Origin of the sequence: Bradyrhizobium sp. URHA0013, from assembly GCF_000518345.1 — a bacterium.
Lineage (GTDB): Bacteria > Pseudomonadota > Alphaproteobacteria > Rhizobiales > Xanthobacteraceae > Bradyrhizobium.
Genome location: NZ_KI912427.1, coordinates 20,371 through 35,389 on the forward strand (window position 1 = coordinate 20,371; position 15,019 = coordinate 35,389).

Below are 15,019 nucleotides of genomic sequence, written 5' to 3' on the forward strand. Positions count from 1 at the left end.
CCTTACAGCACCGGCAACAGCGAACTCTTCAATTCGCGCAATAGCGCCTGAACCGCTGCAGCCTGGACCCGTCGCTCGGGAATGGTTGCCTTGACCCATAGATCGGGGATTGGAAAATCCGGCAACACGACCTGCAACGTGCCTTGGCGTAGGGCCTCTTCCGCAAGGTAGTGCGAGGTGAAGGCGATGCCGTTGCCGGCGATCGCGCTCTTCACGAGCACGTGGCCCTCGTTCGAACTCAACAGTGGGCGGACCTGAACGGTGATACGGTCGCGCGGCCCGTCGAACACCCAGTCCGGGCCGGTGGGAAGAAAACTCAGGCAACGATGATCGACCAGATCGCGCGGGTGGCGCGGCATGCCGTGTGCGCCGAGATAGGCCGGCGACGCGCATAACAAGCGCTTCAATCGGCATAGGGGTTCGTCGACCACGCCGCCAAACGAATGCGGGAACGCGCCGATGGCGATATCGAATCCTTCCGTCACCGGATCGACGGGACGGTCGATCAAGACGATTTCGAGTTTCAGCTTCGGGTTTTGGGTCTGGAACGCGCTGAACACATCGGCAAGCCGGGCGATGGTCAGCGATGTCGGTGCCTTGATACGCAAATGATCGATAAGATCATGTCCTTTCTCGCCCATGCGCGACAGGAGATCGCCGACATCGGCGACCACGCTCCGCGCCCTCTGGACATATTCCTGACCGGCCGCGGTCAGCCGCAATTGCCGCGTCGAGCGATGAAACAGCGGCGTGCCGATCCGCGTCTCCAATTGGGTGACCCGCTTTGCGACCACCGAAGTTGCGACATTGAGTTTTCTCGCCGCGGCGGAAAATCCGGCGGCGTCCGCGGTGGCGAGGAAGGCTTGGAGGTTCACGAGGACGTCCATTTTTCACCTTTCTCGATTCGCGAAAGCTGATCGTGTATTTTGGTGGATTGTAGCCCGGGACGCGTTAATTCATAGTCGGCTTAAGCAAGAGATTTCGGGAGCAGAACGCGCCATGCAGGCCATGACCATCGAAGAACCGGCGCGCCATGTGCCGATCTATGGCGAATATGAAGTGGTCGTGCTCGGCGGCGGTCCGGCCGGCATCGTGGCGGCGGCCTCAAGCGCACGCGCGGGACGGAAGACGCTGCTGATCGAGCGCTACGGCTTTCTTGGTGGCATGGGGACTGCTGCCGGCGTCACCAATTTCTGCGGCCTGCACGGCAATGTCTACGGCGAGGCCCACCGGCTGGTGCAGGGCATGGCGTCCGAGCTGCTGGCGCGGATCGATCGCTTGAACGGCCTCAATGCGCCGCATCTGATTCTCGGCAAGGTCTTCGCCCAGGCTTACGACACCGCCGCCTACAAGATCGCGGCCGACCAGCTGCTCGCCAGCCACAAGGTGCACATCCTTTTCCACGCGCTCGGTGCCGGCGTCGTGATGGGTGATAACAGCCGCATCGATGCGCTGATGGTCGAGACCAAGGCCGGCCGGCAGGCGGTGCGATCGGAGATCTTCATCGATTGCTCCGGCGACGGCGATCTTGCGGTCTGGGCCGGCGCGCCGTTCGAATTCGGCGACGAGCACGGTCATCCGATGTACCCGTCGATGATGCTCCGTCTCAACGGCATCGATCCCGCGAAGGCCGGCGATGCCTGGCGCACCATCCCGCAATTGATGGAGAAGGCAACCGCCGCCGGCACCCACACATTCCCGCGCAAGAGCGCGATCGTGCGGCCGCAGAAGTCCGGCATCGAATGGCGGGTGAACTTCACGCAAGTGGCGCGCGAGGACGGCCATGCCATCAACGGCATCGAGCCTGACGATCTCACCCGCGGCGAGATCGAGGGCCGCAAGCAAGCGCTCGCCGCATTCGAATTCCTGCGCACCGTGCCGGGGTTTGAAAAATCCTACATCGTCGACCTGCCGCCGCAGCTCGGCATCCGCGAAACCCGCCGCATCACCGGCGGCTATCAGCTTAGCGGCGAGGACGTGCTCGGCTGCGCCTCGTTCGAGGATTCCATCGGGGTCAATGGCTGGCCGATCGAGGCCCATGTCCCCGGCGACGTCGTCTTCACCTTCCCGCCGATCCCGGAATCGCGCGGCTATAACGAGCTGCCTTACCGCATGCTGGTGCCCGAAGGCGTCGACAATCTGCTGGTCGCCGGCCGCTGCGCCTCGATGACCCATGAGGGCCAGTCGGCGGCCCGGGTCTCCGGTGCCTGTTTCGTGATGGGGGAGACCGCCGGTTCCGCCGCCGCGCTGGCGCTCTCCGGAAACCGGATCCCGCGTGACATCCCCGTTGAAAAGCTGCAGGAAGCGTTGAAACAACAGGGCGCCTTCATCGGACGGGACCAGCCCGTGCCCGAGGGCCTGTAACCGACTGCAAGATAACGACGGCGAGGAAACGAAATGACCGGAATTGTGCGGCTCGCGCTAGCTGCCCTGATGGCGATCACAGCGATGGGCACGGCCCGAGCCGAGGACGCGCTGAAGGCCAGGATCGGGGTGCTCAGGCTATCCTCCTCCGCGCCGGTCTTCATCGCGCAGGACAAGGGCTATTTCCGCGAGGCCGGCCTCGACGTCGAGCTGAAATTCTTCGATGCGGCGCAGCCGATCGCGGTGGCGACGACCTCGGGCGACATCGATTTCGGCGTCACCGCCTTTACCGCCGGTCTCTACAATCTCGCCGGCAAGGGCGTGCTCAAGGTGATCGGCGGCATGAGCCGCGAGAAGGCCGGCTATCCCCTGATCGGCTATTTCGCCAGCAACAACGCCTATGCGAGCGGCCTGAAGACGCCGAAGGATCTCGCGGGCAAGCGCGTGGCGATGACGCAGGTCGGCTCCTCCTTTCACTATTCGCTCGGCCTGCTTGCCGACAAATACGGCTTCAGGCTCGCCGACGTGAAGATCGTGCCGCTGCAATCGCTGTCGAATGCGGCGGCGGCGCTGAAGGGCGAGACCGTGGATGCCGCGCTGCTGCCGATCTCCACCGCGCGAAAGCTGATGGACGACGGCGGTGCGAAGTTTCTCGGCTGGGTCGGCGACGAGACGCCCTGGCAATTGGGCGCGGTGTTCGCTTCACCGAAGACGCTGACCAACAAGGTGCTGGTGACGAAGCTGCTCGGCGCTTTGGCAAAAGCCGACCGCGAATATCACGACGTCATCCTTGCCGCGATGAAGGACGGCGTCGCGCCGATCAATGACAAGACAAAGCCGCTGCTGGAGATCATCGCCAAATATACGAACCTCCCGGTCGAGCAGGTGGTCGGCAATTGCGCCTATATCGATCCCGACGGCAAGCTGGATGTGAAGAACGTCGACAACCAGATCAAATGGCTCCAGGAGCAGGGTTTTGCCGACAAGGGCTTTGACGCGAATGCGATCATAGCCAAGGAATTTGTGAAGGCGGATTGAGAGTAGAACGCAGCCTATGGACCTGATCGCCAACCACATCACCCATCGTTTCGGCGAACTCGCGGTGCTCGACGACGTCTCGTTCACCGTCAGCGCGGGCGAGGTGGTGGCGATCGTAGGGCCCTCGGGCTGCGGCAAGAGCACGCTGCTGTCGATCGTCGGCGGGCTGTTGCTGCCGACCTCCGGCGCGCCTGAGCTGCGTGGATCGCCGCCGGCGGACAGTCTCAATCCGCTCACCTTCGTGTTCCAGGATTTTGCGCTGCTGCCCTGGGCCAATGTGGAGGAGAACGTCGAATTCGCGCTGCTGCACACCCAGCTCTCGGCCGTGCAGCGCCGCGCGCTGGTCGACGACGCCTTGCGCCGCACCGGCCTGACCGATTTTCGCAAAACCTATCCAAAGCAGCTGTCCGGCGGCATGCGCCAGCGCGTCGGCATTTCGCGTGCGCTTGCTGTCAGGCCGGCCATTCTCCTGATGGACGAGCCGTTGTCGGCGCTGGATTCGCAGACCCGCGAACTGCTGATGGAGGATTTCGTCCGGCTGCTCGCCGATGGCGGCATGGGCGCGGTCTATGTCACGCATAATCTCGAAGAGGCGGCGCGGCTTGCCGACCGCATCGTGGTGCTGTCGCGGCGTCCTGGCCGCATTCGCGAAGTCGTGAGCGTGCCGATGACGCGCACTGAGCGCGGTGAAATTGCAGCCCGTGAAAAGCTGCTCGCGGTGCAGAACCAGATCTGGTCGCTGATCCGCAACGAGGCGATCGATGCCGAGCGCGAGGTCCAGCATGCTTGATCGCGCGCCAGTGGGAACATCTGCCAAGGATGAAGTGGTCCGGCGCGTCCGTTTTCGCGGCGCCGGCTTCGTGCCGGCGAGCAGCCGTTTCGGCGGCTGGATCGCGCTCGCGCTGGTCATTGCGATCTGGCAGGCGGCGGGCAGCGGCGGTCTCGTCAATCCGCTGTTCCTGCCACCACCATCGGCGATCGCGCGTGCGATCTACCAGCTCGCGATCTCGGGTGCGCTGTGGCAGCACCTTTCCGCGTCGCTCCTGCGCATCGGTGTCGGCTGGCTGCTCGGCACGGCGGCCGGTGTCGCGGTTGGCTTTGCCATCGGCCTGTCGCGGCTGGCGCGCAGCGTCGGCATCACTTTCATCTCGGCGCTGTTTCCGATCCCGAAAATCGCGCTGCTGCCGCTGTTGATCCTCTGGCTCGGCATCGGTGAAGAGCCCAAGATCGCGACCATTGCGCTCGGGGTGTTCTTCTCGACCGCGATCTCGGTCTATAGCGGCGTCGACGCGGTGCCGCGCAACCTGATCCGCATGGCACAAAGCTTCAACGTGCCGTTCGCCACCATCGTGCGCAAGGTGGTCTGGCCGGGCGCGCTGCCCGCGATCCTCGCCGGCTTCCGCATCACGTCGTCGGTGGCGCTGCTGCTCGTCGTCAGCGCCGAGATGATCGGCGCGCAATACGGCATCGGCGCGTTCGTACTGCAGGCCGGCAATTTGATGCAGACGGATCAGCTGCTCGCGGGCGTGGTGATTTTATCGGTGTTTGGATTGATGGTGGGGCGGGTGATCAACTGGCTGGAGACACGGCTGTTGCACTGGCGGTGAGGTTTACTCCGTCATTGCGAGCGCAGCGAAGCAATCCAGACTGTCGCCCCAGAAAGATTCTGGATTGGTTCGCTGCGCTCGCAATGACGATGGGGCTGACAGCGCAGCCTAAACGTTCCCACGATCCTCGCGGAACAAGTCCAGCTTCTGCTGCACGGGTCGGTCCGAGAAGCTGAACAGCACCGCATCCATGTCAGCCTCGTGCGTCACCCATTGCCAGCTCGGCACCACGAACAAATCGCGCGGGCCCCATTCGAAGGTCGCATCGCCGATGCGCGTGCGTCCATGGCCTTCGATCGGGCAGAACACGGTTGCGTCCGTCGCGCGATAGCGCGCGGACTTGAAACCCTTCGGCAGCAGCTGGATGAAGGTGCCGATGGTCGGCATTGCGAAGTCGCCGGTTTCGGGGTTGCTGAATTTCAGCTTCAGCCCGTGACATGCGTCCCACTCCTGGCTGGTGCGAGCCTTCTCCAGTGCTTCACGCGTGTAGGCGTAGGGATAGCTGAAGATCGGCGAGGTCTTCGAGCTCCGCTTCACGTCGACCGGCAGCAGATTGTGGCCGTAGCGCGCAAAGCTGTCGCCGGCGGGCCTTGTAATCTTCTGCTGATCCTCGTTGGAGCCTTCCGCGAAGGAGCAGTCGAAGAACTGCACCAGCGGAATGTCGAGACCGTCGAGCCAGAACATCGGCTGGTCGGTCTCGTTGGAATGATCATGCCAGGTCATCGAGGGCGTGATGATAAAGTCGCCGGGCTCCATCGCGGTGCGCTCGCCGTCAACCGCTGTGTGGGCGCCCTTGCCTTCGAGCACGAAGCGCAGGGCCGATTGGCTGTGCCGGTGGGCGGGCGCGACGTCGCCGGGCACCACCATCTGCACGCCGGCATAGAGCGACGTGGTGATTTTCGACTGCCCGCGCAGGCCGGGATTTTCCAGCACCAGTACGCGCCGCTCGGCTTCTTTCGCCGTGATCAGCTTGCCGGCTTCCGTCATGTAGTCGCGGATGATGTCGAACTTCCACAGATGGGGCCGGCAGGCGCTCTTCGGCTCCGGCGTGATCAAATCGCTCATGACGGTCCAGAGCGCGGTGAGATTCTCGCCGTCGATCTTCTTGTAGAACGCCTCGCGTTCCGGCGTCTTGGTCACGGCTTCCATGGTGCGGCTCCCGTCGTTTTGTTGATTGACAGTATACTTACGATCTAGGTAGCGTCAACGTGCGAACGAGAACGAAACGGGAGGGTTCCGATGAAGCTGCACGGCTATTTCCGCTCCAGCGCCGCCTACCGGGTACGAATCGCGCTAAACCTCAAGGGTCTCGGTGCCGAGCACCTGCCGCATCACCTTCGCAAGGGCGAGCAATGCGCGCCCGCCTATCTCGCCATCAATCCGCAGGGCCTGGTGCCCGCGCTGGAGAACGATGCGGGCGCAGTGCTGACCCAATCGGTTGCCATCATCGAATGGCTCGACGAGACCCATCCCAACCCGCCGCTGCTGCCGAAGGATATTTTGCAGCGCGCCAAGGTGAGGGCGTTCGCCTTGGCGATCGCCTGCGACACTCACCCCGTGCAGAATCTGAAGGTGCTGGCGCGGCTGCGCGAGCTCGGGCTGCCTGAGGAGAAGGTTCAGGACTGGGCGGCCTGGGTCAACCGCGAGGGGCTCGCGGCCTGCGACATGCTGATCAGAAACGAGCCGGGCCTGTTCTGCTTCGGGGATGGGCCGACGCTCGCCGATCTCTGTCTGGTGCCGCAACTCGCCAATGCGCGCCGCTTCGGCGTCGACGTCTCTGCCTATCCGCGCCTGCTGAAGGCGGAAGATGCGGCCAAGACGCTGCCGGCGTTCGTCAACGCCGCGCCGGAGAACCAACCCGATGCCGAGTAAGCCTGCGCCTCAGATCACGATAGACGCGGTCTATGCCGCGCCGGGCTATCTGTTCCGGCGCATGCAGCAGATCGCGGTCTCGATCTTCATGGAGGAGTGCAAGGCGTTCGACCTCACGCCGGTGCAATACGCGGCGCTGATCGCCATCCACACCCACCCCGGCATCGACGCGACGCGGCTGTCCGCGGTGATCGCCTTCGATCGCTCCACGCTCGGCAGCGTGATCGAGCGGCTTCAGGCCAAGGATTTCGTCGAGCGCAGGCCAGCGCCGGAAGACAAGCGGATCAAGCTGCTCTATTTGACCAAATCAGGCGCGGCGATCCTACGCGACATCATTCCCGCCGTCGAGCGCGCCCAGGCGCGGATGCTCGAACCGCTCAAGCCGGCGGACCGCAAGGCGTTGATGGGGCTCCTGGTGCAGCTCGTCGATCTCAACAACGAGGCGTCGCGGGTGCCGCTCCGGGCGGAGGACGCGCTGGAGCATCTGGGGAAGGCGGGGTGAGGGTGGGGGCGTCAAATACCGCCGTCGTCCCGGCGAAGGCCGGGACCCATAACCACCTAGTTCGGTTTGGCGAAGACAGGTGGTGACCAGCTCGCGCAATAACTCTCACTCGGCGTATGGGTCCCGGCCTTCGCCGGGACGACAGCGAGAGTGTGGCCACATCCTTCCTCACATCCTCAACAGCGCCTGCCGGTCGATCTTCCCCGTGCCCGTCTTCGGCAACTCGTCGATGAAGATCACCTCGCGCGGATATTTGTACGGAAGCAGCTTGCCTTTCACGTAGTCCTGCAGCCTGCGGGTCGTCTCGCTCTGATCCGCCGCGCGGCTGTTCATCACCACGACTGCCTTCAGCGTCATGCGCCGGTCCGGCAGCTCGGCCGCGAACACCGCGCATTCGCGGATGTCCGGGTGATCGGCGAGGCACAGCTCGACCTCAAGCGGGTAGACCCACTGGCCGGAGATCTTGATGAGATCGTCGGCGCGGCCGCGGAAGAAGTGAAAGCCGTCGGCATCGCGGACGAAGCGGTCGCCGGTGTAGATCCAGCCGCCTTCGCGGATGGTCTCGGCGGATTTGTCCGGCCGGTTCCAGTACAGCGGCGTGTTGGAATCGCCGCGCACCCACAAGATGCCTTCCTCGTCGTCGGCGACGTCGCGGCCGTCCTTGTCGCGCAGCGCGACCTCGTAGCCGGGCACGCGCAGGCCGGCGGCGCCGAGCTTCTTCCGCTCGGGGCGGTTGGAGAGATAGATGTGCAGCACCTCGGTCGAGCCGAGGCCTTCGACGATCTCGAGACCGGTGAGCGTCTTCCAGCCGTTGAAAACGTCGGCCGAGAGCACCTCTGCGGCTGAGAGCGCCATGCGCAGGGAAGAGAAGTCGGTCCTGTCCGCACACTCGGCCTTGGTCAGCGACGTATAAAGCGTCGGCAGGCCGAAGAAGACCGTCGGCTTGTATTGCTCGATCGCCTTGAAGATCGCCGCGGGCTTCGGCTGGCCCGGCAACAGCAGCGTGGTCGCGCCCGCCGAGAACGGGAAGGTGATCGCGTTGCCAAAGCCATAGGCGAAGAAGATTTTCGGCACCGAGAAGCAGATGTCGCCGGGAGCCAGCTTCAGCACGTTCCTGGCAAAGGCGGCCTCGCTATAGGCCATGTCGTGCTGGAGGTGCACGATGCCCTTGGGCCGGCCGGTCGATCCGGACGAGTACATCCAGAACGCCATGTCGTTGCGGTGCGTGTCGGCTTCCGCGAGCTCAGTCGGAAATTGCGGAAGCCAACCGGCGGCAGAAATGGCGTTTGGTGCGGCGTGATCGCTCACCGTGCCATTGACGACGACCAGCGTATGCAGGGCCGTGTCCTTGCAGGCCTCGGCGATGAAACGTGCACAGAACTCGGCATCCGCCACCGCGACAGAAGCGCCGGAATCGGCGAGATAGAATTGCAGCAGATCCGGCGGCGTCAGCGTATTGATCAGCAATGGCACGAAGCCGGCGCGCACCGCGCCGAAGAATGCGGCCGGATAGGCCGAGGTGTCATCGAGGAACAACAGCACGCGATCGCCGCGCTCGAGGCCGAGCGAGGCAAAGCCGTTGCCCCACCGGCAGGCTTCCGCGCAGAGCTCGGCGTAGGTGCGCGTGCCCGCGGGGCCAATGAGTGCGAGCTTGTCGCCGCATCCTCTCGCGAGATTGTCGAACAGCACGCGGCTGGCATTGTAGACCTGCGGAACGGAAAAGCCGATCTCGCGCGCGCCCGCGCTGTCGACGGGCACCTGGTCGTTAATCTGCCCGCTCATGCCTCGTCCCCACCGTTCTTGGCGGCTTCGTAGCGCGCCATGAAGGCCGGCGACATCGCGCGCAGGCGGGAGTCGTCGATGCGGCCGGAGCGGGTGATGTAGCTGTAGGCAAAGTCCATCAGGCCCTGCTGCATGTGCTGAGCAAAGTGCTCGTACCAGAAAGCGCTGGTCCGCGCGGCGTTGACGAGCTTCTGCACCACCGGCTTTCGCGCGGCCTGGTAGCGATGCAGGGCGGTCGAGAGATGGGCGTCCGATTCCAGCGCCTTGACCAGCGCAATGGCGTCCTCGATTGCGAGCCGCGTGCCAGAGCCGATCGAGAAATGCGCCGAGTGCAGGGCGTCACCGAGCAGCACCATGTTCTTGAACGACCAGTGCTCGTTCCAGACCCAGGGGAAGTTGCGCCAGACCGATTTATTGGAGACCAGCGAGCGGCCGCCGAGCGTGTCGGCGAACACCTCCTCGCAGACACCCTTGGACTGCTCCACGTCCTTGTAGGCGAAACCGTAGGCCTGCCAGGTCGCGTGGTCGCATTCGACCAGGAACGTGCTCATGGTCGGCGAGTAGCGGTAGTGGTGGGCGTTGAAGGTGCCGCGGTCGGTCTTGACGAAGGTCTGCGACAGCGTGTCGAAGCGTTTCGAGGTGCCGTACCAGACGAACTTGTTGGAGGAGTAGGACAGCGAGGTGCCGAAATCGCCCTCGAAGGCGCGGCGTACCAGCGAGTTCAGCCCGTCGGCGGCGACGATCAGATCATGGCCGTTGAGCTGGTCGATGGAGTGGATCGGCGTGTCGAAGCGTGGGGTGACGCCGGCATCGAGCGCGCGCTGCTGCAGGAATCGCAAGAGTTCGAGCCGGCCAATCGAGGAGAAGCCGACACCGTCGATGGCGACGCTATCGCCGCCCAGGTTCAGCGTGATGTTCTCCCAGCTCTCCATGTGCGGCGCGATCGCGTCGACCGTCTCGGGGTCGTCGGCGCGCAAAAATTCGAGCGCCTGGTCCGAGAACACGACGCCAAAGCCCCAGGTCGCGTCGGCCGGGTTCTGTTCGAACAGGTCGACCTGATCCTCGGGGTGACGCTTCTTCCAGAGATAGGCGAAGTAGAGCCCACCGGGCCCCCCGCCAATCACGGCGATCCGCAACGTCTGTCCTCCTTGATTGACAGTATACTTACTATCTAGGGGTAGACTAATGTGCTCCGGCTTCCCGCGCCAGCGGAATTATCGGCGAAGCGCGCGGCACGCCGAAGCTCATGCCCGGACACGCGTTTGGCGCGTGTCCGAAGCAGCGACGCGCGAAGCATAGACAAACCGCGCCGGCTTGGCCATCCGCAGGTCAGACGCAGGGCTTGATCCAGCCGCCGTTCACCAGCGCCGTGGTGCGGCGGGCCGCCGGATGGCTTGCTTCTCTAGCGTGCAGCGAACGGCGCCAGCACGTCCTTGCAGGCGGGCGACAACGACGCGGCGTTGCTGGCAACGCATTGGATGATCCGACCGCCACCTGGCGCCACGCTGCCGCACAGCGTGCGGACATCCTCGCGACATGCGGACTGGACGATGAACAGCTCTTCGCGTGGCCGCAGCGGGCGCAGCACGATCACGGCGGGCGCGGCTGCCGGTGCTGCTGCCGCCGCAGGAGCTGCGCCCGCAGGTGCCGCTGTTGCTGCCGCGCCACCGCCGCCGGCCGCGGCGCTCACGGCCTTCTCGCAGGCCGGCGAAACCTTTGCCTTGTTCTTCTCCAGGCATTCGAGCGCGGGCGCGCCGCCCGGCGGGACGCTGGCGCACACCTTGGGATAATCGGCGCGGCACGCGCTCTTGACGGCAGCGACCTGCGCGCTGCTCGGCTGTTTGGTCGCCGGGGCGGCTGCGGCAGCCTTGGGCGCGGCAGCCGGCTTTGCGGCGGGAGCGGTTTCAGCCTTCGGCGCGGCAGGCGTGGCCTCCGCCTTCGGTGCAGCCTCCTTGGGTGCAGCCTCGGTTTTCGGCGCGGCTTCGGTCTTCGGCGCCGCAGCAGGCTCGACGGCGCGAACCGCGGATTGGCATCCGGAGGACAGGCCCGACATGTTCTTCTGCAAACATTGATACGCTTCCACACCGCCCGGCGTGACGCTCGCGCAGTGCGCCATGAAATCCGAACGGCATGCGGAGCGGATCGCGCTCTTCTGCGCCTCGGTCGGTGCCTGTGCGAATGCGCCTGCTGCAGTTGCGAAGAGAGTCGCCGCCAGCAACGTCCCGCGTGCCGACGCATGTTTCAACATGTTGAACATCTGAGTGAATTCCCGCCCTATCGGTAATGCTGACAATTTTTCAAATGTGATGCAAACAATCGTCGCGAGTGATGCCGCGCGCGGCATCATTGGCCGCCGCGACCTCTACCGCAAGTAGATATTGGCTTTGCAATTGCGACGTAACTACGTCGTCAGAGCTTGACCATCCGCTTGCCGCGGTTGTCGCCCGCCAGCAATCCGATCAGCGCCTTCGGCGTGTTCTCGAGGCCGTCGATGATGTCCTCCTGAACCTTCAGCTTGCCGGATGTGACCCATGCCTGGAGGTCGGCGAGCGCGCGCTGGCTTTCCTTCATGTAGTCCATCACGATGAAGCCCTGCATGACGAGCCGTTTCACCACGATCAGGCCGGGCACGCCGCGCGGGCCGTGTGCCGAGGGCGCGCCGTCATATTGCGAGATCGCGCCGCAGCAGGCGATGCGGCCGTAATTGTTCATCTGCGGCAGACAGGCCTCGAGAATGTCGCCGCCGACATTGTCGAAATAGACGTCGATGCCCTTCGGCGCCGCCGCGCGTAACGCCTTGAACACCGCGCCGTCCTTGTAGTCGACGGCGGCATCGAAGCCGAGTTCGGAGGTCAGCCAGCGGCACTTGTCGGCGCCGCCGGCGATGCCGACCACGCGGCATCCTTTGATCTTCGCGATCTGCCCGACGATCGAGCCGACCGAGCCTGCGGCCGCGGAGACCACGACCGTCTCGCCCTCTTTGGGCTTGCCGATCTCCAGCAGGCCGAAATAGGCCGTGAGGCCGGCGATGCCGAACACGCTGAGCAGATGCGTCATCGGCTCGAGCTTCGGCATCTTGGTGAGGTGCTTGGCGGGCACTGCCGCCAACTCCTGCCAGCCGGTGTCGCCGAACACGATGTCGCCCGGCGCAAGCCCCGGCGCCTTCGAGCTGACGACCTCGGCGATGGCGCCGCCGGCCATCACGCTGTTGGCTTCGACTGCTGAACGGTAGGTCGCGCCGTGCATCCAGGCGCGGTTGGCGGCGTCGAGCGAGATGTAACGCACGCGCAGCAAGGCCTCGCCGTCCTTCGGCTCGGGCACCGCACCTTCGACCAGCTTGAAGTGCTCGGGACCGAGCTTGCCGCTGGGCTTTTCCACCAAAAGAATCTGACGATTGACGCTGCCGCTCATGATGTTTCCCCTCGGTCGTTTGACGATTATTGATGCAGCTGCCGCAAGAAAAACGTGCAAGCCGCTTTCGTTGTGCGCTGCATGAAGGCTAGATCGCGGGGGCCAGTTTCGCAACGGGAACATCCGCCCCGACGATCGCACGCCAAGCGTGTTGCGCAGCCGTCATATCTGCGACATCATGAAGCGGTCGGTGTAGCGGGGGTGTTCAATGTCGAACAGGTTTACGCAATTCATTCTGGTGGCGATGGTGCTCGGCATCATCATGGGCGCGGCGATCTACAACTTCCTGCCCGATACGCGGGGCGATTGGGCCTCGTCCATCAACCTGATCGCCGTGATTTTCCTGCGCCTGATCAAGATGATCATCGCGCCGCTGGTGTTTGCGACCCTGGTCGGCGGCATTGCTCATATGGGTTCGGGCTCCAAGCTCGGCCGCATCTTCGCCAAGACCATGGGCTGGTTCGTCAGCGCCTCTTTCGTCTCGCTGATGCTCGGCCTCGTGATGGTCAATCTGCTCCAGCCCGGCGCGAATTTCCCGGGTACGCTGCCTGACAAGGCGCAGTCGACCGGCCTGCCGGTTTCCGCCTTCTCGATCGAAAAATTCCTGACCCATCTGATCCCGACCTCGATCGCGGACGCGATGGCGCAGAACGAGATCCTGCAGATCGTGATCTTCGCCGTGTTCTTCTCGGTGGCGATGGGTTCGATGCCCGAGCGCTCCAAGCCGATCCTGGCGCTGATCGACGATATCGGCCACATCATGCTCAAGGTGACGGGCTATGTGATGCTGTTCGCGCCGTTCGCGGTCTGGGCCGCCATCACCGCGACGGTTGCCAAGAACGGCCTGCTGGTGCTCTGGAAGCTCATCGTCTTCATGGGTGGCTTCTATCTCTCGCTCGCGCTGCTGTGGGGCATCCTGGTGGTCGTGGGCTTCATCGTGATCGGGCCGCGCTACGCCCATCTGCTGAAGCTGATCCGCGAGCCGCTGATGATCGCGTTCTCCACCGCGAGCTCCGAAGCGGCCTATCCGAAAACCCTGGAGGGGCTGAACAAGTTCGGCGCCTCGTCGCGGATATCGAGCTTCGTGCTGCCGCTCGGGTATTCCTTCAATCTCGACGGCACGATGATGTACTGCACCTTCGCGAGCGTCTTCATCGCGCAGAGCTACCACATCGACATGCCGCTCGGCACTCAGCTCGCGATGCTGGCGACCCTGATGATCACCTCGAAGGGCGTCGCCGGCGTGCCGCGCGCCTCCCTCGTGGTGATCGCCTCGACGCTGTCGCAGTTCGGCATCCCCGAGGCGGGGCTGTTGATGATCATGGGTATCGACACCTTCCTCGACATGGGCCGCAGCGCCACCAACGTGATCGGCAACACGCTCGCGACCTCGGTGGTGGCCAAGTGGGAAGGCGAGCTCGGGCCCGAGCACGAGCTTGAGCCGGGCGATGCCGTGCCGGGGGACATGATCCCCGGCGAAGTGCCTGCGATGGCCGGCCATTGATCGGAGTGCATCATGCGCCTTTCAATGGCGATATCGGGCGGCTTGTTTTTAGCAGCGTGCCAGCTGGCCACGGGTGCCTCCGCCCAGACCGGTGGCAGCGAAGGGCTTAGCCCGACGCTGTCAGCGATCAAGACGGCGCACACAGTGCGGCTCGGCTATCGCGAGAGCTCGCCGCCGTTCTCCTTCCTCGATCAGGCCAACCGGCCGATCGGCTACAGCCTCGAGCTTTGCGAAGCCATCGTCGAGGAGATCGGCGTCGAGGTCGACGATCCCAATCTCAAGATCGCCTACGTCAAGGTCACCTCGGATGACCGCATCGACGCCGTGCTCCAGAACAAGATCGACCTGGAATGCGGCTCGACCACGGCCAATGCCGAGCGCGGCAAGCGCGTCGCCTTCTCGCCGCTGATGTTCGTTGCCGGCACCAAACTGATGGTGCCGAAGGCGTCCAGCGTCCAGTCACTGACTGATCTGAAGGGCAAGACTATCGTGGTGACGAAGGGGACCACCAACGAGCAGGCGATCCAGGCGGCCGACAAGAAGTCCTCGTTGGGACTGACCATCGTTGTCGGTGCCGATCACGAACAGTCATACCAGATGCTCGTCGACGGCAAGGCCGATGCGTTTGCGACCGACGACATCCTGCTGTCCAGCCTGATCGTGCGCCACAAGGCACAGGACAAGTTCCGCGTCACCGGCGATTACCTGTCCTACGACCCCTACGGCATCATGTTCCGCAAGGGCGAGCCGCAACTGACGGCCGTGGTCGACCGCACCTTCCGCAAGCTCGGCTCCAACCACGACCTCGTTCCGCTCTACAATAAATGGTTCACCGCAAGGCTTCCGACCGGCGAACGGCTGAACGTGCCGATCTCGCTGCAGCTGGAGGAAGCCTTCAAGGCAATGGACGATTCCGCGAGCGCGAATAACTAGCGCCTG

Annotated in this window: 14 protein-coding genes; 8 read left to right on the plus strand and 6 right to left on the minus strand. The window is 64.1% G+C overall.

The genetic code is table 11. From position 1 onward, the window contains the following. Positions 1-2 precede the first annotated feature (2 nt). Positions 3-887 carry a LysR family transcriptional regulator gene (locus tag N551_RS0129515; protein WP_027569982.1) on the minus strand — a complete coding sequence of 295 codons (885 nt, stop codon included), beginning with the start codon at positions 885-887 and terminating at the stop codon, positions 3-5. Between the two features lie 112 nt (positions 888-999). Between N551_RS0129515 and N551_RS0129520 the strand changes: the two genes are divergently transcribed. The 4 genes from N551_RS0129520 to N551_RS0129535 are packed head-to-tail and all read left to right on the plus strand — an operon-like array spanning position 1,000 to position 5,009. Beyond that, positions 1,000-2,364: an FAD-dependent oxidoreductase gene (locus N551_RS0129520; RefSeq protein ID WP_027569983.1), complete on the plus strand. Its 1,365-nt coding sequence runs from the start codon at positions 1,000-1,002 to the stop codon at positions 2,362-2,364. A gap of 33 nt (positions 2,365-2,397) precedes the next feature. Then, positions 2,398-3,402 carry an ABC transporter substrate-binding protein gene (locus tag N551_RS0129525; RefSeq protein ID WP_027569984.1) on the plus strand — a complete coding sequence of 335 codons (1,005 nt, stop codon included), beginning with the start codon at positions 2,398-2,400 and terminating at the stop codon, positions 3,400-3,402. Positions 3,403-3,418: 16 nt separating this feature from the next. Further along, on the plus strand, positions 3,419-4,192 hold the full coding sequence (locus tag N551_RS0129530) for an ABC transporter ATP-binding protein (RefSeq protein WP_027569985.1): 774 nt from the start codon (positions 3,419-3,421) through the stop codon (positions 4,190-4,192). Beyond that, positions 4,185-5,009, plus strand: coding sequence for an ABC transporter permease (locus tag N551_RS0129535; RefSeq protein WP_027569986.1), 825 nt, complete (start codon positions 4,185-4,187; stop codon positions 5,007-5,009). Before N551_RS0129530 ends, N551_RS0129535 begins: the two co-directional genes overlap by 8 nt. 108 nt (positions 5,010-5,117) lie before the next feature. Here the strand turns inward: N551_RS0129535 and gtdA are convergent, their stop codons facing one another. Then, positions 5,118-6,158 (minus strand): gentisate 1,2-dioxygenase, encoded by a 1,041-nt coding sequence (gene gtdA, locus N551_RS0129540; protein WP_027569987.1) that lies wholly within the window; start codon positions 6,156-6,158, stop codon positions 5,118-5,120. A 90-nt stretch (positions 6,159-6,248) separates the two neighbouring features. Between gtdA and maiA the strand changes: the two genes are divergently transcribed. Together maiA and N551_RS0129550 are read left to right on the plus strand one after the other, a co-directional pair. Then, positions 6,249-6,881, plus strand: coding sequence for a maleylacetoacetate isomerase (maiA, locus tag N551_RS0129545; protein WP_027569988.1), 633 nt, complete (start codon positions 6,249-6,251; stop codon positions 6,879-6,881). Then, positions 6,871-7,383 (plus strand): MarR family winged helix-turn-helix transcriptional regulator, encoded by a 513-nt coding sequence (locus N551_RS0129550; RefSeq protein ID WP_027569989.1) that lies wholly within the window; start codon positions 6,871-6,873, stop codon positions 7,381-7,383. The genes maiA and N551_RS0129550 overlap by 11 nt, the downstream gene beginning before the upstream one ends. A gap of 168 nt (positions 7,384-7,551) precedes the next feature. On the opposite strand, the gene N551_RS0129555 is transcribed toward N551_RS0129550, so the two are convergent. The 4 genes from N551_RS0129555 to N551_RS0129570 all read right to left on the minus strand — a co-directional run bounded on the left by N551_RS0129555 (position 7,552) and on the right by N551_RS0129570 (position 12,576). Then, complete coding sequence (locus N551_RS0129555; RefSeq protein WP_027569990.1) at positions 7,552-9,165, minus strand: benzoate-CoA ligase family protein; 1,614 nt, start codon at positions 9,163-9,165, stop codon at positions 7,552-7,554. Beyond that, entirely contained in the window at positions 9,162-10,301 is a 1,140-nt protein-coding gene (locus N551_RS0129560; protein WP_027569991.1) for an FAD-dependent monooxygenase, read from the minus strand. The genes N551_RS0129555 and N551_RS0129560 overlap by 4 nt, the downstream gene beginning before the upstream one ends. Positions 10,302-10,567: 266 nt before the next feature. Further along, a complete protein-coding gene (locus N551_RS0129565; RefSeq protein ID WP_027569992.1) occupies positions 10,568-11,422 on the minus strand; it encodes a cysteine rich repeat-containing protein in 855 nt (284 codons plus the stop codon). A gap of 152 nt (positions 11,423-11,574) precedes the next feature. Beyond that, complete coding sequence (locus N551_RS0129570) at positions 11,575-12,576, minus strand: NADP-dependent oxidoreductase (RefSeq protein WP_027569993.1); 1,002 nt, start codon at positions 12,574-12,576, stop codon at positions 11,575-11,577. A gap of 208 nt (positions 12,577-12,784) precedes the next feature. Between N551_RS0129570 and N551_RS0129575 the strand changes: the two genes are divergently transcribed. Both N551_RS0129575 and N551_RS0129580 read left to right on the plus strand, forming a co-directional pair. Next, complete coding sequence (locus N551_RS0129575; protein WP_027569994.1) at positions 12,785-14,080, plus strand: dicarboxylate/amino acid:cation symporter; 1,296 nt, start codon at positions 12,785-12,787, stop codon at positions 14,078-14,080. Positions 14,081-14,092: 12 nt separating this feature from the next. Then, positions 14,093-15,013: an amino acid ABC transporter substrate-binding protein gene (locus N551_RS0129580; RefSeq protein WP_027569995.1), complete on the plus strand. Its 921-nt coding sequence runs from the start codon at positions 14,093-14,095 to the stop codon at positions 15,011-15,013. The last annotated feature ends 6 nt before the right edge of the window (positions 15,014-15,019 follow it).

Bases quoted from the DNA above. Each gene is read 5' to 3' on its own strand.
- N551_RS0129555 (WP_027569990.1), bottom strand. From the start codon at position 9,165: ATGAGCGGGCAGATTAACGACCAGGTGCCCGTCGACAGCGCGGGCGCG.
- N551_RS0129565 (WP_027569992.1), bottom strand. From the start codon at position 11,422: ATGTTCAACATGTTGAAACATGCGTCGGCACGCGGGACGTTGCTGGCG.
- N551_RS0129580 (WP_027569995.1), top strand. From the start codon at position 14,093: ATGCGCCTTTCAATGGCGATATCGGGCGGCTTGTTTTTAGCAGCGTGC.
- N551_RS0129570 (WP_027569993.1), bottom strand. From the start codon at position 12,576: ATGAGCGGCAGCGTCAATCGTCAGATTCTTTTGGTGGAAAAGCCCAGC.
- N551_RS0129525 (WP_027569984.1), top strand. From the start codon at position 2,398: ATGACCGGAATTGTGCGGCTCGCGCTAGCTGCCCTGATGGCGATCACA.
- gtdA (WP_027569987.1), bottom strand. From the start codon at position 6,158: ATGGAAGCCGTGACCAAGACGCCGGAACGCGAGGCGTTCTACAAGAAG.
- N551_RS0129530 (WP_027569985.1), top strand. From the start codon at position 3,419: ATGGACCTGATCGCCAACCACATCACCCATCGTTTCGGCGAACTCGCG.
- N551_RS0129520 (WP_027569983.1), top strand. From the start codon at position 1,000: ATGCAGGCCATGACCATCGAAGAACCGGCGCGCCATGTGCCGATCTAT.
- N551_RS0129575 (WP_027569994.1), top strand. From the start codon at position 12,785: ATGTCGAACAGGTTTACGCAATTCATTCTGGTGGCGATGGTGCTCGGC.
- N551_RS0129535 (WP_027569986.1), top strand. From the start codon at position 4,185: ATGCTTGATCGCGCGCCAGTGGGAACATCTGCCAAGGATGAAGTGGTC.
- maiA (WP_027569988.1), top strand. From the start codon at position 6,249: ATGAAGCTGCACGGCTATTTCCGCTCCAGCGCCGCCTACCGGGTACGA.
- N551_RS0129515 (WP_027569982.1), bottom strand. From the start codon at position 887: ATGGACGTCCTCGTGAACCTCCAAGCCTTCCTCGCCACCGCGGACGCC.
- N551_RS0129550 (WP_027569989.1), top strand. From the start codon at position 6,871: ATGCCGAGTAAGCCTGCGCCTCAGATCACGATAGACGCGGTCTATGCC.